This is a genomic window from Haloarcula salina (genome assembly GCF_049603855.1).
Classification (GTDB): domain Archaea; phylum Halobacteriota; class Halobacteria; order Halobacteriales; family Haloarculaceae; genus Haloarcula; species Haloarcula salina_A.
The window spans coordinates 2,023,031-2,045,083 of the sequence record NZ_CP187146.1 but is presented as its reverse complement, the minus strand read 5'-3'; the positions used below and the strand labels follow the sequence as shown (position 1 = coordinate 2,045,083).

Below are 22,053 nucleotides of genomic sequence, written 5' to 3'. Positions count from 1 at the left end.
GAAGCGAACGCTCGCCGCCGTCCTATTGAATGGTCGGACGGAGACGCGCCACGATATCGTGGTCCCACTGATGGATTCGTTCCCAGAGCAACACTGCGGGTGGGAGTGCGACCACCGCCGCGAGGAACGAGTAGGTGACACTCAGGCCAATCAGGACCCCGAAGTTGCCGAGGATCGGGGTGATGGCGAGTGCGAGCGCGCCAGTGCCCAGCGCAGTCGTCAGCATGCTCCCGAACAGTGCGCCGCCAGTGCCTGTCAGCGTCACCATCATCGCTTCGTGGGCGCTGGTATTCGCATCGTACTCGTCGATGAACCGGTGGGTCGTGTGTACCGAATAGGCGATTCCAACCCCCACCGAGATAGAGAGGATCGTCGCTGTCAGTGCGTTCAGCGTGATGTTCAGGTATCGCATCGTCCCGAGCAAGAACGCGATTGCCACCAGTATCGGGAAGATATTGACCACACCGAGCAGCGGCTTCCGTTCCAGGATGCCGTAGATAATCACGAGGAACGCGGCGGTCAGTCCGACCGCCATGACGAGCCCTTGGATCGCCGACTGGAAGATACGGTCCATTACCGCCGCAAGGACGACGACGCTCCCCGTGGCCGTCGCTTCGAACTGGAGCCGCTCGGCCAGTTTCGCACCACCAGCGGTCACTTCTGTCTGTGTGGCATCGGGATCAGTCCGATATTCGATCTGAGCGGACCGGTAGTCGTCAGTGAGGTACTGTTCGGCCCGGTCACTCGCCAAGGACGAGAACAGTTCGTCGTAAATCAGTTCGAGATTCTGGTCGGGGATTCCGTTGTCGTTCTGGTCGTTTCGGGCGACCAGGGCGGCGAACTCTTCGTTCTGGTTCGCGTGGGATTTGATTACAGTGACGATGCTCCGTGCCTCTGCCTGCCCGCCGGGTCCGACTGCAAGAGACTCCGGCGGATTGTCGTTCGGAGCGGCGAGGGCTTCGAGAGCGTGATCTTGCTTGAGATTCCCCTGAACGTATATTTTCACCGTACTCCCCTGACTGCTTCCGAATTTATCATCGAGCAAATTGATGGTCGAGGTGACGGTGTACTCACCTGGACTGAACGGCTCGGGCAACTCTGTGAGGTAGGCCGGAATCTCCTCGGGCGGCAGGAAGTCCTCGTTCTCAAACGAGGTGCCGACACCCGACCCGTACGCGCCCATGACGCCGCCTGACAGGAGTAACCCGACGACGATCAACGCCGGAGCGTGCTGGCTCACCTGTGCGGGAAACGCGAGCAGTCGTCCGAGAGCCGAGTCCTCCGAGGCAATCGGGGTGGAGTTGAACTCCGGAACGCCGAGGCGCGTGCGTACGTCGTCGCTCACCAACTTGGCCGCGGGTAAGAATATCCCGAAGAGGAGGAACGTAAAGAGAATACCGACTGCTGAGGCGATGCCCAGGTTCCGAATCGGTGTCAGGGTCGAGATTACGTTGGCACCGAATCCGAACACTGCGGTCACGGTCACGATGACGAACGCGACGATGAGCTGGTTGTTCGCTTCTCGCATCGCTTCGACCGCGGTGAACCCGCGCGCCGTCTCTTCTCGATAGCGATTGATGATGTGGATACCGAAGTCGACACCAACGGCGAGCAGTAACACCGGGACCGAGATCATCTGTTGGCTGAACGGAATCCGGGCGTACCCGAGGAATCCGAAGGTCCAGATAATCGTCATCACGAGCGCGACCAGCCCCAGCAGGACGTCGATGGGGTCACGGTACGCGACCACCAGGAAGAACAGTAACAGGAGTATCACCACTGGCATCACAACCAGAAGCGAATCCGACATCGACTGGCGTATCTCCGATTCGGTGGTCCCCGAGCCGAACGCGCGAACGTCGCCGGAGGTCTCGTCAGCGATCGCCTGAATGTCCGTCTGGACAGCGGTCAGACCGTCGAAACTCTGGGGGAAATCATGCGAGATCGTCGTGATTGACGCAGACGCCGAGACGCTCGTGGGATTGAAGTCATTCGATACTGATCCGGTCAGTCGTGACTCCTCTTCGAGGTCTCGAACGGCCTGTCTGATTTCGGACCGGGGCGCACGTTCGAGCGTTCGCCGGTAGTCTTCCGGGGTCGTCGCTGATGGGTTCAGGTGCTGTGCAATAATTGGGGCCGGACCACTGGCCGACTCCATCCGAAGGTCCTCACGTTCCGCGACGCGTTCGAGCAGGCGTGCGTCACGGACGAGCGCTTCTTTGGTCAGGACGTTGCTGTCCGTCCGAATGAGTTGCGTCGTGTCTTGCGTGTCCGATTGAAAGGCCCCTTCGAACTTCTGGGTGACTTCGTCTTCGGCCTCCTGTTCCGGGAGTCCCTCGGTGAACGCGTCGAGTCCTCCGGCGCTCACTTGGACAGACCCCAAACCGCCGACGAAGACCCCCGTAACGAGCAGAAAGACGACGATAACCGCTCGTGGTCGGTCCACGATCGTCGTGTTGAGGCGTTCTGTCGCCGTTTCGACTCGCTCCGCCAGTGACATCAGTCGCGCCTCCAGTAGACGACTGCGACACCACCGATGACAGCCGCTCCCAGCCCCAGGATGAGTGGGACAGGCAGCCCGCCGCCGGTCTGCGGAGCCGCATCGACTGGCTTCCTGAACGTATCGGACAGGTGGGTGTTACCGTCGCTATCCGTATACCGGAAGTCGAACGACATCGGATACGTGCTCCCCGCTGTCGCGGAGGACGCCGCCGACACCTCGAACGCCAGCGTCGCGGATTCACCGGGCTCCAGGGACTCGATGTAACTGGTGTCCGTCCCACTGATGCTGAGTGGGTCGTCGGCGAACAGCCGCGCCTCGACGTCGGAAACCGTCTCGTCGAGGTTGTTCGTCACTTCGACCGAGACGACCCGTGAGTTCCCCACGGCAATCGTCCGGTCTGCGACCGCGAGGTCGAACTCGTCCTCGCTTGCGGCGACGTCGGACTGGACAGACAGCGTGTCGCTCGTCTGCTGGTCGCCGTTGTCGTCCTCGTAGCCGACGGTGAAGTCGAACTGACGCGCTCCCTGGCGGGCACTATCAGAGGCGTCGACTCCGAAATCCACGGTCGTCGACTCACCGGGTTCGAGGGTGCCGACGGCGTACTGCGTTCCCTGCGGGGAGAGACTGGCGTGGTCGCTCTCCCAGTTGACTACGGCGTTCTCGACGGTCCGGGGGCCGTCGTTGACCAGCGTGGCTTCGAGCGTGCCGTCCTGGCCTGCTTGCAGCGTCCCGGAGACGTCCGACAGCGAGAACGTCTGTTTCGGCGCGGTCTCGATGCCCAGCGAGAGGGTGTCGTCGGTGCCCGCGTCGCCCTCGGGGTCGTCGTACTGGACCGACGCCGACAGCGCGTACGAGCGAACCTCGGCGTTCGAACCCGCCGTCGCGTCGACGGTCACGGTTCGAACCTCGCCGGGACTCCACTCCCCGACGAACTGCGAGGTGGAACTGGCCTCGCCGAAGGTGATGTCGCTGCTCTGTGCGGTGACCGTCACCGACGCGTCGTCGACGGTGACCGGCCCGTCGTTGCGCAGCGTCAGTTCGAACTCACCGGTGTTGCCGACGGCCACCGCGCTGGAGGTGTCGACGACCGCGAACGACTGTTCGGGTGCGGGGGCGATGCCGACGGTGTTGCCGACCGGTTCCGTTCGGACGCCGTCGGCGTCGTCGAAGGCCACCGAGAGCTCGAAGTTGTACGGTTCGGGCTCGGCGTCGCTGCTCGCGCCGATGCGGTACTGGAACGTGCGGTTTTCGCCGGTTGCCCACGAGTCGACGAACCGGGAGCTCTGCTCGCCGTCGCCGACGGTGAACTCGCTGTTCTGGGTCTGCAGCGTCACTGCGGCGTCGCTGGCGGCAGATTCTCCGGTGTTCTGGACGGTGAGTTCGACGCTGCCAGTCGAGCCGACCCGCGCGCTGGAGTCGACGTCTACCACGTCGAAGGTCGCGTCGTCGGTCACCCGGACGGTGACGTACTTCGTCCGGGAGGCGCTCTCGTAATCACGAGCGCTCGTCCCCTCGGAGATGTAGCTGTAGTGGTCGTACTTCAGCCTGACGGGAACGCGGTAAGTGTCGGATTTAGCGTCGTCGTCGACGCTGATGTCGAACGACACTGTCCGCGGTGAGCCCGTGGCCAGATCACCGGTGAGTTGCCGCGAGGTCGTTATCGATATCGGAGCGTCTTCGTCCTTGACATCGACCGTCAGGCCACGCGCGGTAGTCACCTCGCTGTTCAGACTCGGGTTCGTACTGGAACCGGAATCGAGCTCACCGTTGTTCGAGAGCACGACGTCGAGCGTCGTCTCCTCGCCCGGTGAGACGGTGTTGTCCGCGAGTGCAACCTCGATGTCCGGGCTTCCGGTCACGGCGGCGACGGCAGTGCCACTCGCGGCCGAAACCACGGCGGCAGCGAAGAGGAGGCTCGCGATACTGCTACGCTCCATTGCGTCTCCTCCCGTGGGTCCGTGAGCTGGTTCGCAGTCTGCAGAAACAGTGCAAACGTCGGTGGTGACTGAGGGGTGTGTGCCACGATGGTTCTCGTTTCACGAGAGAACAGATGGAGAGAGGAGTGGTAAACAGGGACCCAGATTTTCTGCGCCAGAAAAACTGCGTAAGAGGCCCACAAATCGTTCGTTTGACAGTCCACCACAAACGGAGAGAACTCACGCTGACAGCTGCTGAGATGGCTGGTATTCTGAGTGAGCAAATAGTACGAACACATTTTCAGAGTCAGAAAATCGGCAACCATACCAAGCATGCCCGCGAGAATAATTACGTGTGAGTGAGGATCCACAGTCGAGCGAGATTTACGCCCTCCTCGACGACGAGTACGCTCGTGCGATCCTCACGTCGACCGAGACGACTGCGAAATCCGCGAAGGAGCTCAGCGACGAGTGTAACGCGTCGCTCCCGACGATTTACCGGCGCACTGAGCGCCTGATCGACTGCGGTCTCCTCGAGGAGCAAACCAAACTCGAAGACGAGGGCCACCACCACAGTGTCTACAAGGCGCGGCTCAAGCGACTCACGATCGAACTGGAGAACAATGAACTCACAATCGACGTCGAAGAACGACCAGCGGAGAAGATGGCGGACCGGTTCACCAACATGTGGGGGGAAATCTGATGCAACCGCTTCAAATTAATCCCTCCTTGATTCCCTCGTACTATCTCGTTTTGCTACTGGTTGGGTTACTCGCCGCTGCGATGGGGCTGTTTCTCGTCTACCAGGCGTACCAGGGATACCGTCGAAGTGACCGGCGACAGATGCTGTTCCTCGCGATCGGACTCGCACTCATCACCGTCATTTCACCGCTGGTATCGCTCCTCGTCCCGTCCATTGGGATCCCCCTCAAATTCGAACTGATCGTCTATACGTTTTACGCGCCGTTGGTGAGTAATATCATCAAAATCGTCGGTATCGCGGTCATCATCTATTCGCTCTCCCTGCGGAGCCATTCGTGAGACGTGAGGACGAGTGCTGACCGATAATTCGCTCATCGCTCGGTGAGATTTTCCGCTCAGTTCGACGTGGTTCCCAGCAACTGAGAACACACTGGGCCCGTTTTTTTCGGGGCCACTAATGGGGCCGTATGGAAGCGTTCGATCACGAAGTAGACGCCCCGCGCGGAGCGACGAGTCGCGAGTGGGAGGTGTTCGTCCGCGAGGACACCGCGGACCCGCTCACGCACGTCGGCAGCGTGAGCGCGCCTTCGGCGGATGTGGCCCGCGAACAGGCGGCCTCGCTGTTCGGCCGGACCGCCGTCTCGCTGTGGCTGTGTCCCGCCGACGAGACCCGACGATATCAGACCGAGGCGGCGACGCTCGGCGCGGGCGCGTCGGGCGAGGACGCGACGATGTCCGTCGCCGAGATGCAGTCGGAGACGCTTCGGGGTGAGGACGGATGATATCCGTCTCGAAACTGCTCTGTGACCTCGACGCCGAGGGCGACGGTCTCCGGTACGACGCGGCCGACGAGTCGACGAAGCGCCAAATCCGCGACGAGAAGCAGCGCCGGCCCGTGGTCGTCTGGAACGTCACCAAGCAGTGCAACCTCTACTGCGACCACTGCTACGCGGCCGCCGACACCGACATCGCCGACGGCGAGCTCTCGACGGCCGAGGGGAAGGCGCTACTGGACGACCTGGCCGACTACGGCGCGCCGGTCGTGCTGTTCTCCGGCGGCGAACCGCTCGTCCGCAACGACCTCGAGGAACTGATCGCCTACGCGAACGACGTTGGCGTCCGCCCCGTGCTCTCGACGAACGGGACGCTCATCACCGCGGAGCGCGCCGAGTCGCTGAAGGCGGCCGGCCTGAAGTACGCCGGCGTCTCCGTCGACGGCCTGCCCGAGCGAAACGACGACTTCCGCGGGCTGGAGGGCGCGTTCGACGGCGCGGTCCGGGGCATCGAGAACTGCCTCGACGCGGGGCTCAAGACCGGTCTGCGCTACACCATCACCGAGCGCAACGCCGCCGACCTGGAGGGCGTCGTCGACCTGCTGACCGACGTGGGCGTCGACCGCTTCTGTTTCTACCACCTGGACTACGGCGGGCGCGGGACCGAAATCGTCGACGCCGACCTCACGCCCGCTGACCGTCGAACCGCCGTCAAGCGCGTCTGCGATATGACCCGAGAGTACCACGACAGCGGCGAGGAAATCGAGACGCTGCTGGTGGGGAACTACGCCGACGCGGCCTACCTCGTCGAGTACGCCCGCGAGCACATGGGCGAGGCCCAGGCCCGCCGCGTCTACGAGTACCTGCGGGTCAACGGGGGCGACCCGACCGGCGAGCGCGTCGCCGACGTGGACTACCAGGGCAACGTCCACCTGACGCAGTTCTGGCAGGGCTACTCGCTGGGGAACGTCCGCGACCGCCCCTTCGGCGACATCTGGGAGGACGAGTCGAACCCGCTGCTGGGGGCGCTCCGGAACCGCGACGACCACCTCTCCGGGAAGTGCGCCGACTGCCGGTACGCCGAGGTCTGTCGCGGCGCGTCGCGCCTCCGCGCGCTCACCGTCGAGGACGACCTCTTCGCCCCGGACCCGCAGTGCTACCTGGAGGACGGCGAGATCGAGGGGCCGACGCCGTTCGGCGCGGGCGACGAGCCGATGTCGGCCGACTGATTCCGTCGAGTCCCACTTCAATGCCCGTCACGCTGGGGGCCGTCGCTCATTCCCGTCCGGCGTCATCGTTCACTTGCGGCCGTCGATTGGCGGCCGTGCGATCGACCCGCTTCCAGTCTCGTGGGACAGACAGGTGGCATATTCGGGCGTTCGACCGCCCCGGGGACAGGCGGTCGAACCGTTCTCTGTTTCGAGTGACGCGGAGCGGCGGTGACGGAATCGGGGCGCTTTTGCCTCGCCCCCCGCTACTCGTGAGCGTGCAGTCGGTCGAGCTTCACACGCACTCGTCGCTGTCGCACGACGGCCGAGACCCGGTCGAACTCCTCTTAGAGCAGGCCAGCGCCGTCGGCCTCGACGCGCTGGCGGTGACCGACCACGACGAGATCGACGCCAGCCTCCGGGCGGTCGAACTGGCCCCCGAGTACGGCCTCGTCGGCATTCCCGGCATGGAGGTCACGTGCGCCGCCGGACACGTCCTCGCACTCGGGATCGACGAGGCGATTCCGCGGGGCCTCCCGTTCGGTGAGACGCTCGACCGCATCCGCGACCAGGGCGGCCTCGCCGTCGTCCCGCACCCGTTTCAGGAGTCGCGTCACGGCGTCCTCGAGCACATCTCGAAGGCGGAACTGGCGACGGCCGACGCCATCGAGGTGTACAACTCTCGGCTCCTGACCGGCCGGTCGAACCGGCAGGCCGAGCGGTTCGCGCGCCGTGAGGGGCTCCCGATGACCGCCGGGAGCGACGCCCACATCGCCGAGATGGTGGGGCAGGCGGTCACGAACGTCGACACAGACGAGCGCTCGGCGGCGGCCATCCTCGACGCGATCCGCGAGGGGCGGACCACCGTCGAGGGCAAGCGGACGCCGTGGCGCATCAGTTTCCGACAGGCCGCTGGCGGGGCGAAACGACGCGTGAAGAACGGCATCGCCGACCTCTTTCAGTGATGCAGGGGGCCGACCCGTCGGTCGTGGCCGACGCGCTGGACAGCGGCGACCCGCTTCCGGGGACCGGCGGCTTCGCCGGCGACCTCGACGGGACGCTCGTCCGGGACGTGCTCGGCCGCTACCCGCTGTTCGTCGAGCGCGCCGCTTCTGACGACGAGCGGCTCGACCCCGAACAGTGGAGCCACGACCCGACGGCGCTGGCCGACCCCCAGTCGTTCCCCGCCGGACACGTCCGCGACGGCGACGGGACCAGACGCCGCTGGACGCTGCCGTCGCCCGACCCCTTTGGCGACCGCGAGACCGCGATCGAGGCGGTTCGCACGGCCATCGAAGACAGCGTCGACGCCGTCGACACCGACGGCCTCGCAATCGCCTTCTCCGGCGGTGTGGACTCGGCGCTGCTCGCGGCCCGCATCGACGTGCCGCTGTACGTCGCGGGCTTCCCGGACAGCCACGACGTGGCGGCGGCGCGGTCGGCCGCTGACCTGCTGGGGACCGACGTGCGCGTCGTGGAACTCACCCACGACGCCATCGAGCGGGCCGTGCCCGAAATCGCCCGCGCGACGGGGCGGACGAACGCGATGGACGTGCAGATCGCGCTCCCGCTGTCCCTGGTCGCCGAACGCGTCGCGGCGGACGGCTTCGACCGCCTCGCGCTCGGTCAGGGGGCCGACGAGCTGTTCGGCGGCTACGCGAAGGTCGCGAAGGCTCCTGAAGACCCTCGCGTCGAGGCCAATACCGTCCGGGGCGCACAGCGAGAGGTCGTCGCTACGCTCCCCGACCAGCTAGAGCGGGACGTGCTCGCGCTGCGAGCCGCGGGCGTCGAACCGGTGACGCCGCTGTTGCACGACCGCGTCGTCGCGGCCGCGTTGCGACTGGACGGCGACCTGCTCGTCGACGGCGAGACGCGGAAGGTCGCCTTGCGGGCGGCCGCCCGTCATTCGCTCCCCGAGGCCGTCGCGACCCGGGACAAGAAGGCCGCGCAGTACGGCTCGCTCGCGGCCCGCGAACTCGACCGCCTGGCACGGCAGGCCGGCTACAAGCGCCGGATGGACGACCACGTCACGCAGTACGTCGAGTCACTACTCGACTGATCACTCGGGAGCGTGGCCGCTTCCGGTCACCGCCACGGGCCGCTCCGAATCGAGGATGACGCTCTGGCTGACGCTCCCGAAGACGAGCGCGCCCAGCGGCGAGCGCTTGCGGCCGCCGAGGACGAGCATGTCCACGTCTCGCTCGTCGGCGACCTTTACGATCACTTCCTCGGGGTCGCCGTGGCGGGTCTCCGTCTCTATGGCGATACCTGTCTCGCGCAGGCCCTCGACGACGACTTTCCCCGCCTGCGTCTGCTCGACCGAGGTCTTCTCCGCCGTCTCCTCGTCGCCGAAGACGTGGAGGACGGTCGCCCGCACCGAGTCCTCGGCGTGGGGGAGCGCCGTCGTCGCGTCGACCTGTGCGCGGCCCCGTTCCTCGCTCGCGTCGACCGGGAGTAACACCTCGTACATACCGGCACGTACGTGACGTATGGGTATAGTTAACAATTAACTATGTCTGCGAAAGCAGAGCGATACGACTCGGAATGCGAGGGGGCGAGTGGACGCGATAGATCGGTTAATCGGCCGTTACCGCTCGCTGACAGTCTCTATCGCCCGTCTCCCGATCTCGACCACGTCGGCCGGGAACTGGTCGGCCCGGTCCCGGAGCTCCGCGGGCGTGAACCACGACCAGTCTGCGGCGGGTTGCTCGCCCGGCGCTGGGTCGATGTCGCGGCTCGATGCCTCCCCGTAGAAGATGAAGTCGACGTGCTGGTGGCCCACCTCGCCGTCCGCGTCGACGTTGATGTCCTCCAGCAAGAAGTGCTGGGGCTGGGGAATCGACCGGACGGTCTCGCTCTCGATTCCTTCCTGTGGCGCGACCAGTTCCACGTCGAGGCCCAGTTCCTCGCGCGTCTCGCGCAGCGCGGCGGCGTGGGGGAGTTCGTCGCGGTCGACGTGGCCCCCGGCGGGCAGCCACATCTCCAGTTTGTCGTGTTCGTGCAGCGCGACGGCGCCGTCGCTGACGACGTAGACAGTCGCGACGAAGTGACGAGTCGTTTCCATGCCGACGCGGAAGGCGTCGTCGGCCGTCTAGGTTACGATGCGGTCCGTCCGCCGTTCAGGGGTGGATGTTGTCCTCGGCCTCAAGCAGCTCGTGGTAGCGGTTGCGGATGGTGACCTCGGAGATGTTGGCCACCTCGCTGACCTCGCTCTGGGTCACCTTCTCGTTGGTGAGCAGCGAGGCAGCGTAGACGGCGGCGGCGGCGAGGCCGACCGGCGACTTCCCGGAGTGGACGCCCTCCTCCTTGGCGTTCTGGAGGAGCTGGCGGGCGCGCCGTTCGACCTCCTCGGAGAGGTCGAGGTCCGACGCGAACCGTGGCACGTAGCTCTCGGGATCGGCGGGCTGAATTTCGAGGCTCAGCTCGCGGACGACGTAGCGGTAGGTCCGCGCGATTTCGTCCTTCTCGACGCGGGAGACGGCGGAGATTTCGTCGAGCGAGCGGGGCGTGCCGGCCTGTCGCGCTGCGGCGTACAGCGACGCCGTCGAGACGCCCTCGATGGAGCGGCCGGGGAGCAGATCCTCGTCGAGCGCGCGACGGTAGATGACGCTCGCCGTCTCGCGAACGTTCTCGGGGAGACCGAGGGCGCTCGCCATGCGGTCGATCTCACCGAGGGCCTGCTTGAGGTTGCGCTCCTTGGAGTCCCGTGTCCGGAACCGCTCGTTCCAGGTGCGCAGGCGCTGCATCTTCTCGCGCTGGCGCGAGGACAGGGAGTTGCCGTAAGCGTCCTTGTCCTGCCAGCCGATGTTGGTCGACAGTCCCTTGTCGTGCATCATGTTCGTCGTCGGCGCGCCGACGCGGGACTTCTCGTCTTTCTCCTTCGAATCGAACGCGCGCCACTCGGGGCCGGGGTCGATCTCGTCCTCCTCGACGACGAGGCCGCAGTCCTCACAGACCGTCTCGCCGCGCTCGCTGTCAGAGTGCAGCGACCCACCGCACTCGGGACAGACGAGTGTCTCGCTCTCCTCGTCGGCCGTCTGCTCGGTCTCTGTTTCGCGCTCGTTCGAGTATCGGCGGATGCTGGTATCGGTCATTTTGTTGGGGGGACAGCCGGGTATCGTACCCGAAAAACGTGATTGTAGTATACTGTTGTGTCCACGGCGACTTAAAACTTTTGCCAATTTCGAAAGTCATTCTTTCCGATAGCAAAACGAGACTTCCCCACAGTCCCGACAGAAGTTCATAGTGCGTCAACACACCCCATAGGTTCGGGTCAGGGGATTCGAAACGCTTACCGCGTCGCCAGCACTCCGGCCCGACATGAGCGACCCCGCCGTCGATCCCGAGGAGGTCCGACACGTCGCCGATCTCGCCCGTGTGGACCTCGGGGACGACGAGATCGAGCGCTTCACCGACCAGTTCGGCGAGATCCTCGCCGCCTTCGAGGCGCTCGACGACGTCCCCGAGACCGACCGGGAGGCCGACCTCTCGAACGTCATGCGCCCGGACGAAGTCCGTGAGAGCCTCTCACAGGAGGAGGCGCTACAGAACGCGAGCGACACGGAAGACGGCCAGTTCAAGGGGCCGAAGGTGTCGTGAGATGACGGACTACAACGGCTACGTCACCGAGGAGGAAATCGAGGGGGCCGACGACGGCCCGCTCGCCGGCCGGACCGTCGCGGTCAAGGACAACATCTCGACCGAGGGCGTGCGGACGACCTGCGGGTCGGCCATGCTCGGAGACTACGTGCCGCCGTACGACGCGACGGTCGTCGAGCGCCTGAAGGCCGCCGGCGCGACCATCCCCGGCAAGACCAACATGGACGAGTTCGGGATGGGGACGACCACCGAGACATCGGCGTATGGCCCCGTCGAGAACCCCGTCGCCGAGGGTCGCGTCCCGGGCGGCTCGTCCGGCGGGTCTGCGGCCGTCGTCGCCGCCGGCGACGCCGACATGGCGCTCGGGACCGACACCGGCGGGTCCATCCGCTGTCCGGCCGCGTTCTGCGGCGTCGTCGGCATCAAGCCCACCTACGGGCTCGTCTCCCGGTACGGCCTCGTCGCCTACGCCAACAGTCTCGAACAGGTCGGCCCCATCGCGCCGAGCGTCGAAGAGGCCGCCGAACTGCTGGAGGTCATCGCCGGACCCGACGAGCGCGACGCGACGACCCAGGAGGCCCCCGAGGCCGACGGCTCCTACGCCGACGCCGCCGACGGCGACGTGGACGGGCTCTCCGTCGGCGTCCCGACGGAACTGCTCGACGGGGCCGACGAGAGCGTCGTCGAAACGTTCTGGGCGGCGATCGAGGACCTCGAAGCGAAGGGCGCGACCTACCACGAGGTCGACCTCCCCTCGGTCGAGCACGCCGTCGAGGCGTACTACGTCATCGCCATGTCCGAGGCGTCCTCGAACCTCGCCCGGTTCGACGGCGTCCGCTACGGGCAGTCCGGCGGCTACGACGGCAACTGGAACGAGTCGTTCGCCAACGCCCGCGAGGAGGGCTTCGGCGAGGAGGTCAAGCGCCGCGTCCTGCTGGGCACGTACGCGCTCTCGGCGGGCTACCACGACAAGTACTACAAGAAGGCCCAGGACGCTCGCGCGTGGGTCAAACAGGACTTCGACGAGGCCCTCTCGGATGCCGACGTGCTCGCGTCGCCGACGATGCCCGTCCCGCCGATGAAGCGCGGCGAGAGCCTCGACGACCCGCTCACGATGTACCTCGCGGACGCCAACACCACCCCGGTCAACCTCGCGAACCTCCCCGCCATCTCCGTTCCGGCGGGCGAGACCGACGACGGGCTCCCGGTGGGTCTCCAGCTCGTCGGGCCGGCCTTCGGCGAGCGCGAGATTATCCGCGCCGGAAGCGCGCTGGCGTAGGGACGCGAGCGAGCGCCAGGCGAAGCGAGCGGTTTTTCGCCCACGTTTTTCGACGAACGGTGCCCGCAGCGAACGCAGTGAGCGAGGACACCCGAGGAAGAAAAAGGTGGTTGGCGAGCGCGAGATTATCCGCGCCGGAAGCGCGCTGGCGTAGGCGTTCACGACACTGGGCTCTGACCCGCATCTGGACCCTCCAACACGTTTTTTGAACAGTGCGACGAAGCGACGGATATGGCAGCCCTCCACACCTCTGCCCGCAGCCGCCTGCGGCTGGTCGCCCTCGTGGCGGTGCTGGTCGCCTTCGACGCGGTCGCCGTCGCCGCCGCCTACGTGCTGGCACACGTCGCCGCCGGCCTCGTTCCCCTGCTGGCCTACCAGTACGAGCACCTGTTCTGGTCGATGAGCTTCGACATCGTCCCGCTGTGGCCCGTCGTGCTCGTCGGGACGCCGCTGGTCCTGGTCGGCCAGTCCGTCTTCGGCTACCGGACGACGCTCCGTGACGCGCTCTCCGAAGAGACGCTGGAATCGGACCCCGACAGCGTCGCGGAGATGCGCGGGAAGATCGAGCGCAGCGAGACCGCCCAGCGCTTGCGCGCCCGGGTCGACCGACTGGCGCACACGGCGGACATGACGCCGCCGGACGTGACCGTGCTCGACTCGGAGACGCCCAACAGCTTCGTCGCCAGCCGCCCCGGCGAGCGCACGCTGTTCGCGACGACGGCGCTCGTCGAGCGTCTCGACGGCGACGAACTGGACGCCGTGCTCGCCCACGAACTCGCTCACCTGAAGAACGGCGACGCGTTCGTGATGACCGCGGCGGCGTTCCTGCCGACGGTGAGCGCCCGCTTCCTCGGCGCGGTCGGGCGGGCGGTCCGCGGTTCGATCCTGCTGGGATGGTTCTTCGACGCGGACGACGACAGTTCGTGGGCCGGGAACGGACAGGTCAGCATCGCGGTCGTCCTGTTCGCAGTCGTCGCTATGCCCGTGGCAGCGGCGCTGTACCTCGCCAGCACGGCCTGTTACCGATTGCTCTCGCGCATCCGGGAGTACGCCGCGGACGCGGGCGGGGTCGCTATCTGTGGCGCTCCCGCAGCGCTGGCCGGGGCGCTGGAGACGCTCACCGAGGACCGCCGACCCGAGACGGACATCCGAACCGCTGAGACCGGCGTCCGCGAACTGTGCGTGGTTCCAAACGCGATTGCGGAGCGAGACGACGACCATGAGCCGTCGAGCCGCGGCGACCGACTTGCACGCCGCTGGCGCGTCGGAAGCGAGCGACTCCTCCCCGGCTCCCATCCGTCCGTCGAGGACCGCATCGACGCCCTCCGGGGACAGCAGGCGTCGATGGAGCGGTCCGAGAGCGGCCCGCGGTGACGGTCGCAAACAGTTTACTCTCCGGCCCCCAGAGGCCAGCTATGAGCGACGAGACGACAGCGGGCGGTCGGTTCGACTGGGTCCACTGGCCCACGATGGCGAAGAGCCTGGCGCTCGGCGTCGGCGTGGGGCTGGTCCTGGCGGTGACGCTCGGCGACTTCTATCTCGGATTGGTTCTCGGGACGCTCAACGGGGTGGCCTTCGGTATCGGCTGGTCGCGCTCACGACGGCGCTGAGCCGAGCGAGCGGCCGGTCAGTGCTGCCCGTTCCACTCCTCGGGAGCGCCGTTGAGGCGCGCCAGTTCGACGTGCCCATCCTGATCGACTCTGACGCGGTAGCCGTGGTACGAGAAGGTGATGACGACCTGCGCCTCGGGCGCGGGTGGGTTGTCGAAGAGATGGTCCAGGATGTGGTCGATCCGCTCGTACAGCGGGGGGAGGTCAGTGACCTCGACGCCCTCCACGTCGGCGATCGTTTCCAGGACGCGGAAGTTTGCCTCGTCTTCTACCGGTTCCACTTCCCGCTTGATGAGCGAACGCTCGGGCGCCTCGTCGTCGGACGAAGACTCCTCGACCATGTGTCAGCGTTTCGACTGCACGGATAAACGTTTGATGGCTAGCCGCCCTGGAATTATCAGGCAGACCGCCTCAGAATGACGAAACAGGCAGTATTCAGGTATCGGTGAACCGGTTCGCGTTCCCGCCGAGCAGCGAGTCGAAGATCTTCCGCTCGGCGGCGCGAAGGTGCTGGTGGTACGTCGGCGGAGCGACGCCGAGGCTGTCGGCGATCGACTCGCCCGTCGCGGCCCGGGGCCACTCGAAGAACCCGGAGTGGTAGGCGGCCCTGAGCGTCGTCCGCTGGCGGTCGGTCAGGGGTTCGAGAGGGTCCCGATCCCAGGAACCGTCGCTGGTCGCCGATCGCTGTCGCCGTTTCAGGAGCGTGACTGACGGATAGGTCTCCTGGATGGCGTCCACGACGTGGCGTGTCTCTGTACTCGGGGAGAGATGGACCGTCAGTGAGAGGTCACCGTCTTCGATGACCGCCTCGTGGACGAGTCCACCGACGCTGGCCAGTTCCGAGAGCATCGGTGGCTCGGTGAGGCGGAGTTCGTAGCTCGTCGTCCCCGCGTCGTCGTGGAACGACACTCCGTCCCAGACGGGGACGGTCTCGGTGAGGGCGATCAGGTCCGCTCTGGCGTCGGCGTCGACCGTTCCGTACACGAGGAACTGCTCGTCGTCGATCGGGACGACGTGATCCAGCGTGATCCGGCCGGTAGCGCGGGCGTCGACGCCGAACGCACCGAACACGTCGTCGATGCGGAACTGCAGTTCGACCACCTCGTCGCTCAGGAGCGCTCGCTTTCGCTCGGTCGACGCGATGGCGTGGCCGACGACTTCGCCGAACCGACCGAGCAGGTCCCCCTCACGCCCCTCGAACGCCTTCGGGCGATCGGAGTACACGTTCAACACGCCGTAGGTGGTCCCCTCGTACGAGAGCGGAATCGCGGCGGACGACCGGACGCCGTGGCCCTCGATGTGGTCGCGCCACGGGTCGTGTCTGGAGTCGGACGTCACGTCCTGCGTCGTCTGGACCATTCCGGTTCGGATGGCACGACCCGTCGGTCCGTCGCTGCGCTCGTCGTCCGGGTCGACAGAGATGGTGATCCCGTCGAGGTAGCCGTCGACGCCGGCCTCGGTACGGAGGTTCACCGTCTCCGTCTCGGGGTCCACGTCTCCGATCCAAGCGAAGAGGTACGACGGCGAACTGGCGATGTGCTCACACACCGTCGACTCGATCGTCTCCCGGGTCGGCTGTTCGATGACCGCACTCGTCGTCTCCCGGATCACGGCGTTGAGGCTGTTCAGCGCCGCGAGTTGCTCGCGCTGATCGAGCAGTCTTCGTTCGTAGTCGCGGCGGTTGATCGCCGTCGCGAGGATGTTCGCGACCGACTGTACGAACCGGGCGTCCTCTTCCGAGAACGTCCGGGACTCGGTGCTGTGCGTCCCGAGGATGCCCCACGGCTCAGACCGCGGACCGATGATCGTGCTGATTCCGCTGCGAACGTCGTGGTCTCTGAGCAGGTCGGGACCGCTAAAGCGCGACTCCGTCGTGAGGTCTTCGACGACGACCGGGCCCTCGACCGAGAGCGTGTAGGCCGCCTGCGAGTCCGCTTCGACCGCCGAGACGGTCGCCTCGCCGACGAGTCCCTCCTGCCAGCCCACGCCCTCCCGGAGCAGGAGTTCCTCGCGGTCTGCGTCGAGATCGAGCACCTTGCAGTACTCGATTCCGAGCGTGTCGGCGACGAGTCGCGTCGCCGCGGCGAACAGCGCGTCGAGGTCGGGCCGCTCCAGCGCCTGCTGTCCGAGGTCGGTGATCACTTCCTGCTGGCGCATCCGGCGCTGTAACTGCTCCTGGCGCTCTTTCCGATCGCCGACGTTGCGAACGACACCGACGCGAGCCGGGTCGTCGTCCCCGAGATCGAGGAGTGAAAACCGCGTCTCAATCGGCACCGTCTGCCCCTCGCTGGTCACCAGTTCCGTCTCGATGGTCGTCGCTGTCGCGTCCGATGTCACGAGCGCGTCTCGTCGGTCCTCGGCGCGGCCGAGGTCGTCGTCGGTCGTGACCATCGAGGCGTGGGACCCCAGCAGTTCTTCGCGGTCGTAGCCGGTCAGGTCCGTCAACGCCTCGTTGACGAGGACGAACCGGTTCTCACCGTCGACGATGTACACGCCGTCGTCGATCGTCTCGACCACCGTCCGGTAGCGCCTGAGTCGCTCCTCGCGTTCCTTTCGCTCGGTGATGTCGCGGAAGTACACCGAGAGCCCGCTCTCCGAGGGGTACGCCGTGACTTCGAACCACGTCGACAGCGGCGCGAAGTACTCCTCGAAGGAGACCGTCTCCTGCGCTCGGAGCGCGCGCTCGTACTCCGCCTGGAACGTGGTGTCGCGAGCCTCGGGAAAGACCTCCCAGATGGGCTGGCCGACGAGGTCACCGACCGACCGCTCCAGAGCGCTCGCCGCCTGCTCGTTGACGTGCGTGAACCGCCAGTCGTCGTCGAGCGCGAAGAACGCGTCGTCGATCCGGTCGAACACGTCGTCGAGTTCCCGTTCGAGATCGTTGCGCTGGCGCTCCAGGGCCCGGGTCTTGCGCTGGAGTTCGGTCACGTCCTCGCCGGTCGCGACGACGCATTCGAGACGGCCGTCGTCGTCCGTCACGGGGCTCGCGTTGACCCGTACCCAGTGCTGTCCGCCGTCGGGACCGTCGTGCTGGAGGAGCCGATTCGAAACCGGTTCCCCCGTTCGAATCACCGTCTCGACGGGGTGTTCGCCGTCGCCGAGGGACTCGCCGGCCTCGTCTCGCATCGGGAGCTCCGAGACGTGGAGTCCGGGGACGGCCGATTCGTCGATGCCGAGCTGGGCGCGAGCGCGCGAATTGATACGCTCGGCCGTCCCGTCTGGGCTGAAGACCGCCATTCGGATCGGTGCGGTTTCGAGGAACAGTTCGGTGAGGTCGCGCTCGCGACGGAGCTGGCGCTCTCGCTCTCGCTGCTCGGTCATGTCCCGCGTGACCTTGACGTAGCCCCGTAGCTCGTCGTCGTCGCCGTAGAGCGCCCGGAGCGTGACGTTCGCCCAGAACCGCGACCCATCGGCGCGAACGCGCCACCCCTCGGTGTGGACGACCCCGTCGCTCGCTGCGGTCGCCAGGTTCGCGTCGGGCACTCCGGCCGCTCGGTCCCCGTCAGTGTAGAACAGCGAGACGTGCTCGCCGATCGCTTCGTCGGCGTCGTATCCCTTGATCGCCTGTGCGCCCGAGTTCCACGTCCTGATCCGACCAGCCGCGTCAAGACGGAAGATCGCGTACTCCTCAACCGCCCCGACGAGCGAATCGAACTCCTGGCTGGAGGGATCCGACCGACGTTGCTCGGTGACGTCGCGGTACAGGTGGACGGACCCGCCCGCGAGCGGCTCTCCGTCGACGGCCTTACACCGGTGTTCGAGCCAGCGGGTCCGGCGCTCGCCGTCGGCCTCGACGTGACACAGGACGCGCCCCTCGCTCCCCGCGTCCGTCGCTGCACGTACCCCTTCGACGACCGTCTCGGGGTCGGCCACCGCCGGCGCGACGACGGCGTCGAGGAACTCGCGGTGGTCACTGCCGACGGACTGCTCTGCGGTCGGACCGAAGAACCGGTCAAGCGCGTCGTTCGTCCAGACGACCGTGTCGTCTTCGTCCAGGACGACGACGCCGACATCGTCGAGCAGGTCGGCGACGAAGAGCCCCTCAGTCACGGCGGCGTCTGCCACGGCCTCTCGCTCTGTGTCGGCGGGTCGCCACCACACGCGGGCGCTCGCCCCGACTTTCTTCGTCGCCACCAGGTCGTGCTCTGCCAGCCGTTGGAGTCGGTCGTAGGTGCTCCGTCGCCCAAGGTTGAGCCGGTCGGCGACTTCGCTCGTCGTCAGTGGCGTCCCGGACGCGTCGAAGACCGCGAGCGTCTCACGAAGCGTCTCGGTCAGCGAAGAGCTGGCCATAGTCTCGTTCATCGGCCGAGCCGTATCAAGACTCCGCCGGCGGAGTGCTGGTCTGGTCGCGATAGCTGGGCCCAATTGGTACGTAATTGAATTCAAATATATCTATATGAATGGAAATGGCACCGGACGGACTGCTGTACATCTGAGGGATGTGCCTAAGTCTTTATGCATGTAGCTTACCCCTGCTGGTACGTTTCGTCGTAGTAGACACTGGCCTCTGACGGGGCCAGCCGTATCGACACGCGACCACGAGCCAACTGGTGCCACAACACATGTCCAACGCGACCATCGACTATGCGGGCGAGCTAGCCGAACTGACTGAGCTGACCGACGGTGACAGATACGAGGTGCTGTCGTCGTCCAGACGGCGAACGGTGATCGACGCACTCGCGGACCGTTCCGGCCCGGTCTCGCTCGACAGCCTGTCCCGATCCGTCGCCGCCCTCGAACCGGAGGCCGACCCGGACGACGACAGCACCGTGCGGACCATCGCCGTCTCTCTCCACCACACGCATCTCCCGAAGATGGCCGACCACGGTGTTCTGGAGTACGACGCCGACGCGAACCGCGTCGATCCCTCGCTGACGCCCCTCCGAAACGCCTGACTGGGTGTCGGGCTGCCCTACAACACGTTCTCGTACACGTCGATCAGCCGGTCGATGGCGTGGTCGACGCTCACTACCTCACGACGGGCCAGACAGGTGTCTCTGAGCGCCGCGTTTTCGTCGAGGACGCGCTCGATAGCCCGCCGGAAGCCGTCGATATCGCCCTCCTCGTAGGTGTAGCCCGTCTCGCCGTCGTCGATCGTATCGCTGAGCGCGCCCGCGTCGACGCCGGCGACGGGCGTCCCACAGCAGTTCGCCTCCAGCGCGACGAGCCCCTGGGTCTCGACGGGGCTGGGAAACGCGAACACGTCGAGCGCCGAGTACAGTTCCGGGAGCTCGGAGCGGTCGAGAAAGCCGAGAAAGCGCACGTCCACGTCGCTGTGTTCGGCCGTGGTTTCGAGCGCCTCGCGGGCCGGTCCGTCGCCGCCGAGCACGACGGTCACGTCGAGCCCCTCGCAGGCCGCGATGACGTCGTCGAGGCACTTCTCGTAGCCGTGCCGACCGGTGTAGCCGACGATTGGACCGTCCGGGAGGTCGTAGCGCTCGCGAAAGCCCGACGCGTCGACCGGCTCGAACACGGTCGTGTCGACCCCGTTCGGGATGACCGTGACGTCTGTGTCGATGTCGACCGACTCGCGGAGGTGCGTCGCCGCCCGCTCGCTGGGCGCGATGACGGTGTCGGCCCGGCTCAGGAACCACCGCTCGTAGTGCTCGGCGCTCGACCGGACCGCCGACTCCACCGCGCCGTTGAACGAGACGTACTCGGCGTACTCGCTCGTCGGCGTGTGATAGGAGGCCACGAGTGGCACGTCCAGCTTGCGGGCGAGACGCTGGCCGGCCATCCCGAGGCTGAAGGGCGTGTGGGCGTGCACCAGGCCCGCGTCCCGCACGCCCGCCGGAATCTGTGGCATCCCGAGCCGGAACCCCTCGTAGAACGGGAACGGGAGGCTCCGGACGGGGTACTCGTCCGAGGTCGGGTCGTGGTCGCTCTCGGGGTAGACCACGTCCATGCGGCCGCCGCGGTCGCGCCAGCGGTCCCGCCACGTCTTGACCGTGTAGGTCACGCCGTTGACCGTCGGCAGGTACGTGTCGGTGAACGTCGCGACGTGCGGCAGTGCCATCGCCGCGGCGTAACACGACCAGTGGGTAAACCCTTGCCATTACGCCCTCGGCGGGGCGAACGTGCCCGTCCGCTGTCAGGGGACTTTTTGACCGCTGGCGTGAGGGACAGACAATGGCAGGAACCCGCTGGCTGTCGGCCTGGGCGCTCGCGTCAGTCGCCCTCGGGGCGGCGTCGCTGCTCGTCCCACTGTACTTCGTCGCCATCGGCGGCGAGACGCTCATGCTCGGCGTCCTCGCGGGCGTGGCCGCCGCCGCTGGCGCGCCGGGCGCACTCGTCTTCGGCCGCGTCGCCGACCGCACCGGGAGGCGTCGCTCGCTCGTCTTGCTCGCGCTGGGGCTCGCCACCGCGGCGCTCGTGCTCGTCTCGCTCACCGAGCGAGCGTGGCTCGTCATCGCCGGCAACGGCCTGCTCTGGTTCGCCTCCGGGGCCGTCGCGCCGGTCCTGACGCTGCTGGTGACCGTCGGGGCGGCCGAGCGGGACTGGTCGGCCCGATTCGCGCTCCTGAACCGCTACCAGGGGTGGGGCTGGGCCGGCGGTCTCGTTCTCGGACTCCTCTGGACCACGCTCCTCACGGGACCGCTGGGCCCGCTCGTCGCCCAGCAGACGCTCCTGTGGGTGTGTGCCCTCGCGACCGCAGCGGCCGCTGTGCTCGCGGGCGGGTGGCTTCCTTCGGACCCGCCGACGCTCGACCGGCCGCGCGGCAGTCGTATCGCCCGGGCCGTCGCCCGCTCGCGCCGGCTCCCAGTCCGAAGCGCCACGTTCCCCGTCGGCCCCGGCCGGCTGTACTGGCTCACTCGTTCGATGCACCCGCGGGAGGTGGTCGCCCGGTTCTCGCCGAAGCTGACCGTCTACTTCGCCGGTGTCGTCGCGTTCTTCCTCGGGTTCGGCGTGTTCTGGGGGCCGCTCCCGCTGTATCTCTCCCGAACGCTTGGATTCGACTCCAGCGTCGTCTTCGCGCTCTACCTCGTCTCCAGCGTCGGCTCGGCGCTGTTCTACGACCGCGCCGGGGCGCTCGCGGAGCGGTACTCCCCGAGCGGCCTGCAGGTCGGTGGCCTGCTTGCCCGCGCCGGCCTGCATCCGGCGGTCGCCGTCGTCGGGCTCTGGTTCCCGGCCACCCTCGCCGGAACGGTCGTCAACGGCGTCCTCTTCCTCCTCATCGGCGTGGCCTGGGCGGTCATCGCCGTCACCGCCGCGAGCCTCGTCACGCGCCTCGCGCCTGCAGCCATCCGCGGCGAGGCGCTGGGGCTGTACACCGCCATCTCCGGTCTGGCGAACGGCGTCGGGGCCGTCCTCGGCGGCTGGCTCGGCGGCATCGGCTTCCTGCTGGCCTTCGCCGTCGCCGGGGCGCTGGTGCTCGTCGGCGCGGTCCTCGTCGGGGTCGTCTGGCGACGCTCGTCGGCCGCGTCGCTCGCGGACGGATCGCTCTCGGCCCAATAAGCTCGACC

General features: G+C 66.8%; 20 protein-coding genes. 12 read left to right on the top strand and 8 right to left on the bottom strand.

Going from position 1 to position 22,053, the window contains the following annotated elements; genetic code table 11:
• Positions 1-22: 22 nt before the first annotated feature.
• Both ACOZ4I_RS10450 and ACOZ4I_RS10445 read right to left on the bottom strand, forming a co-directional pair.
• A complete protein-coding gene (locus tag ACOZ4I_RS10450) occupies positions 23-2,500 on the bottom strand; it encodes an efflux RND transporter permease subunit (RefSeq protein ID WP_423999240.1) in 2,478 nt (825 codons plus the stop codon).
• Positions 2,500-4,440 (bottom strand): COG1361 S-layer family protein, encoded by a 1,941-nt coding sequence (locus ACOZ4I_RS10445; RefSeq protein ID WP_423999238.1) that lies wholly within the window; start codon positions 4,438-4,440, stop codon positions 2,500-2,502. Before ACOZ4I_RS10445 ends, ACOZ4I_RS10450 begins: the two co-directional genes overlap by 1 nt.
• 334 nt (positions 4,441-4,774) lie before the next feature.
• On the opposite strand from ACOZ4I_RS10445, the gene ACOZ4I_RS10440 reads away from it, so the two are divergent.
• From ACOZ4I_RS10440 to ACOZ4I_RS10415, 6 genes are all read left to right on the top strand, one after another.
• A complete protein-coding gene (locus ACOZ4I_RS10440) occupies positions 4,775-5,122 on the top strand; it encodes a transcriptional regulator (protein ID WP_423999236.1) in 348 nt (115 codons plus the stop codon).
• On the top strand, positions 5,122-5,460 hold the full coding sequence (locus ACOZ4I_RS10435) for a DUF7521 family protein (RefSeq protein ID WP_423999234.1): 339 nt from the start codon (positions 5,122-5,124) through the stop codon (positions 5,458-5,460). The genes ACOZ4I_RS10440 and ACOZ4I_RS10435 overlap by 1 nt, the downstream gene beginning before the upstream one ends.
• 128 nt (positions 5,461-5,588) lie before the next feature.
• Complete coding sequence (locus ACOZ4I_RS10430) at positions 5,589-5,903, top strand: Htur_1727 family rSAM-partnered candidate RiPP (RefSeq protein WP_423999232.1); 315 nt, start codon at positions 5,589-5,591, stop codon at positions 5,901-5,903.
• Positions 5,900-7,123: a TIGR04347 family pseudo-SAM/SPASM protein gene (locus ACOZ4I_RS10425; RefSeq protein WP_423999230.1), complete on the top strand. Its 1,224-nt coding sequence runs from the start codon at positions 5,900-5,902 to the stop codon at positions 7,121-7,123. Before ACOZ4I_RS10430 ends, ACOZ4I_RS10425 begins: the two co-directional genes overlap by 4 nt.
• 257 nt (positions 7,124-7,380) lie before the next feature.
• Positions 7,381-8,067 (top strand): PHP domain-containing protein, encoded by a 687-nt coding sequence (locus ACOZ4I_RS10420; protein ID WP_423999228.1) that lies wholly within the window; start codon positions 7,381-7,383, stop codon positions 8,065-8,067.
• The gene (locus ACOZ4I_RS10415) at positions 8,067-9,161 is read left to right on the top strand and encodes an asparagine synthase-related protein (RefSeq protein WP_423999226.1); all 1,095 of its coding nucleotides are present in this window, start codon (positions 8,067-8,069) and stop codon (positions 9,159-9,161) included. The genes ACOZ4I_RS10420 and ACOZ4I_RS10415 overlap by 1 nt, the downstream gene beginning before the upstream one ends.
• On the opposite strand, the gene ACOZ4I_RS10410 is transcribed toward ACOZ4I_RS10415, so the two are convergent.
• From ACOZ4I_RS10410 to ACOZ4I_RS10400, 3 genes are all read right to left on the bottom strand, one after another.
• Positions 9,162-9,572 carry a universal stress protein gene (locus ACOZ4I_RS10410; RefSeq protein ID WP_423999224.1) on the bottom strand — a complete coding sequence of 137 codons (411 nt, stop codon included), beginning with the start codon at positions 9,570-9,572 and terminating at the stop codon, positions 9,162-9,164. It lies immediately after the preceding gene.
• 117 nt (positions 9,573-9,689) lie between these two features.
• Positions 9,690-10,166, bottom strand: a complete 477-nt coding sequence (locus tag ACOZ4I_RS10405; protein ID WP_423999222.1) for an NUDIX hydrolase — start codon at positions 10,164-10,166, stop codon at positions 9,690-9,692.
• 55 nt (positions 10,167-10,221) lie between these two features.
• Positions 10,222-11,196 carry a transcription initiation factor IIB gene (locus ACOZ4I_RS10400; protein WP_162413092.1) on the bottom strand — a complete coding sequence of 325 codons (975 nt, stop codon included), beginning with the start codon at positions 11,194-11,196 and terminating at the stop codon, positions 10,222-10,224.
• 226 nt (positions 11,197-11,422) lie between these two features.
• Here ACOZ4I_RS10400 and gatC point away from each other — a divergent pair, with 226 nt between their 5' ends.
• The 4 genes from gatC (at position 11,423) to ACOZ4I_RS10380 (ending at position 14,590) form a co-directional block, all read left to right on the top strand.
• Positions 11,423-11,701: an Asp-tRNA(Asn)/Glu-tRNA(Gln) amidotransferase subunit GatC gene (gene gatC, locus ACOZ4I_RS10395; protein WP_423999219.1), complete on the top strand. Its 279-nt coding sequence runs from the start codon at positions 11,423-11,425 to the stop codon at positions 11,699-11,701.
• A gap of 1 nt (position 11,702) precedes the next feature.
• On the top strand, positions 11,703-12,980 hold the full coding sequence (gatA, locus tag ACOZ4I_RS10390; RefSeq protein ID WP_423999217.1) for an Asp-tRNA(Asn)/Glu-tRNA(Gln) amidotransferase subunit GatA: 1,278 nt from the start codon (positions 11,703-11,705) through the stop codon (positions 12,978-12,980).
• A gap of 231 nt (positions 12,981-13,211) precedes the next feature.
• Entirely contained in the window at positions 13,212-14,354 is a 1,143-nt protein-coding gene (locus tag ACOZ4I_RS10385) for a M48 family metallopeptidase (RefSeq protein ID WP_423999215.1), read from the top strand.
• Between the two features lie 41 nt (positions 14,355-14,395).
• Positions 14,396-14,590: a hypothetical protein gene (locus tag ACOZ4I_RS10380; RefSeq protein WP_423999213.1), complete on the top strand. Its 195-nt coding sequence runs from the start codon at positions 14,396-14,398 to the stop codon at positions 14,588-14,590.
• 17 nt (positions 14,591-14,607) lie between these two features.
• Here the strand turns inward: ACOZ4I_RS10380 and ACOZ4I_RS10375 are convergent, their stop codons facing one another.
• Positions 14,608-14,931, bottom strand: coding sequence for a HalOD1 output domain-containing protein (locus tag ACOZ4I_RS10375; RefSeq protein ID WP_423999211.1), 324 nt, complete (start codon positions 14,929-14,931; stop codon positions 14,608-14,610).
• 94 nt (positions 14,932-15,025) lie between these two features.
• Positions 15,026-18,880 (bottom strand): PAS domain S-box protein, encoded by a 3,855-nt coding sequence (locus ACOZ4I_RS10370; protein WP_423999209.1) that lies wholly within the window; start codon positions 18,878-18,880, stop codon positions 15,026-15,028.
• 272 nt (positions 18,881-19,152) lie between these two features.
• On the opposite strand from ACOZ4I_RS10370, the gene ACOZ4I_RS10365 reads away from it, so the two are divergent.
• Complete coding sequence (locus ACOZ4I_RS10365; protein WP_423999207.1) at positions 19,153-19,485, top strand: DUF7344 domain-containing protein; 333 nt, start codon at positions 19,153-19,155, stop codon at positions 19,483-19,485.
• A gap of 17 nt (positions 19,486-19,502) precedes the next feature.
• On the opposite strand, the gene ACOZ4I_RS10360 is transcribed toward ACOZ4I_RS10365, so the two are convergent.
• Positions 19,503-20,606: a glycosyltransferase gene (locus ACOZ4I_RS10360; protein ID WP_423999205.1), complete on the bottom strand. Its 1,104-nt coding sequence runs from the start codon at positions 20,604-20,606 to the stop codon at positions 19,503-19,505.
• A 113-nt stretch (positions 20,607-20,719) separates the two neighbouring features.
• Between ACOZ4I_RS10360 and ACOZ4I_RS10355 the strand changes: the two genes are divergently transcribed.
• Positions 20,720-22,045, top strand: a complete 1,326-nt coding sequence (locus ACOZ4I_RS10355; RefSeq protein WP_423999203.1) for an MFS transporter — start codon at positions 20,720-20,722, stop codon at positions 22,043-22,045.
• Positions 22,046-22,053 lie beyond the last annotated feature (8 nt).

What these genes read in the sequence shown, in the direction of transcription:
- ACOZ4I_RS10450 (WP_423999240.1), bottom strand. Translation starts at nt 2,500, where the DNA reads ATGTCACTGGCGGAGCGAGTCGAAACGGCGACAGAACGCCTCAACACG.
- ACOZ4I_RS10445 (WP_423999238.1), bottom strand. Translation starts at nt 4,440, where the DNA reads ATGGAGCGTAGCAGTATCGCGAGCCTCCTCTTCGCTGCCGCCGTGGTT.
- ACOZ4I_RS10435 (WP_423999234.1), top strand. Translation starts at nt 5,122, where the DNA reads ATGCAACCGCTTCAAATTAATCCCTCCTTGATTCCCTCGTACTATCTC.
- ACOZ4I_RS10430 (WP_423999232.1), top strand. Translation starts at nt 5,589, where the DNA reads ATGGAAGCGTTCGATCACGAAGTAGACGCCCCGCGCGGAGCGACGAGT.
- ACOZ4I_RS10425 (WP_423999230.1), top strand. Translation starts at nt 5,900, where the DNA reads ATGATATCCGTCTCGAAACTGCTCTGTGACCTCGACGCCGAGGGCGAC.
- ACOZ4I_RS10415 (WP_423999226.1), top strand. Translation starts at nt 8,067, where the DNA reads ATGCAGGGGGCCGACCCGTCGGTCGTGGCCGACGCGCTGGACAGCGGC.
- ACOZ4I_RS10410 (WP_423999224.1), bottom strand. Translation starts at nt 9,572, where the DNA reads ATGTACGAGGTGTTACTCCCGGTCGACGCGAGCGAGGAACGGGGCCGC.
- ACOZ4I_RS10405 (WP_423999222.1), bottom strand. Translation starts at nt 10,166, where the DNA reads ATGGAAACGACTCGTCACTTCGTCGCGACTGTCTACGTCGTCAGCGAC.
- ACOZ4I_RS10400 (WP_162413092.1), bottom strand. Translation starts at nt 11,196, where the DNA reads ATGACCGATACCAGCATCCGCCGATACTCGAACGAGCGCGAAACAGAG.
- gatC (WP_423999219.1), top strand. Translation starts at nt 11,423, where the DNA reads ATGAGCGACCCCGCCGTCGATCCCGAGGAGGTCCGACACGTCGCCGAT.
- gatA (WP_423999217.1), top strand. Translation starts at nt 11,703, where the DNA reads ATGACGGACTACAACGGCTACGTCACCGAGGAGGAAATCGAGGGGGCC.
- ACOZ4I_RS10385 (WP_423999215.1), top strand. Translation starts at nt 13,212, where the DNA reads ATGGCAGCCCTCCACACCTCTGCCCGCAGCCGCCTGCGGCTGGTCGCC.
- ACOZ4I_RS10380 (WP_423999213.1), top strand. Translation starts at nt 14,396, where the DNA reads ATGAGCGACGAGACGACAGCGGGCGGTCGGTTCGACTGGGTCCACTGG.
- ACOZ4I_RS10375 (WP_423999211.1), bottom strand. Translation starts at nt 14,931, where the DNA reads ATGGTCGAGGAGTCTTCGTCCGACGACGAGGCGCCCGAGCGTTCGCTC.
- ACOZ4I_RS10370 (WP_423999209.1), bottom strand. Translation starts at nt 18,880, where the DNA reads ATGGCCAGCTCTTCGCTGACCGAGACGCTTCGTGAGACGCTCGCGGTC.
- ACOZ4I_RS10365 (WP_423999207.1), top strand. Translation starts at nt 19,153, where the DNA reads ATGTCCAACGCGACCATCGACTATGCGGGCGAGCTAGCCGAACTGACT.
- ACOZ4I_RS10360 (WP_423999205.1), bottom strand. Translation starts at nt 20,606, where the DNA reads ATGGCACTGCCGCACGTCGCGACGTTCACCGACACGTACCTGCCGACG.
- ACOZ4I_RS10355 (WP_423999203.1), top strand. Translation starts at nt 20,720, where the DNA reads ATGGCAGGAACCCGCTGGCTGTCGGCCTGGGCGCTCGCGTCAGTCGCC.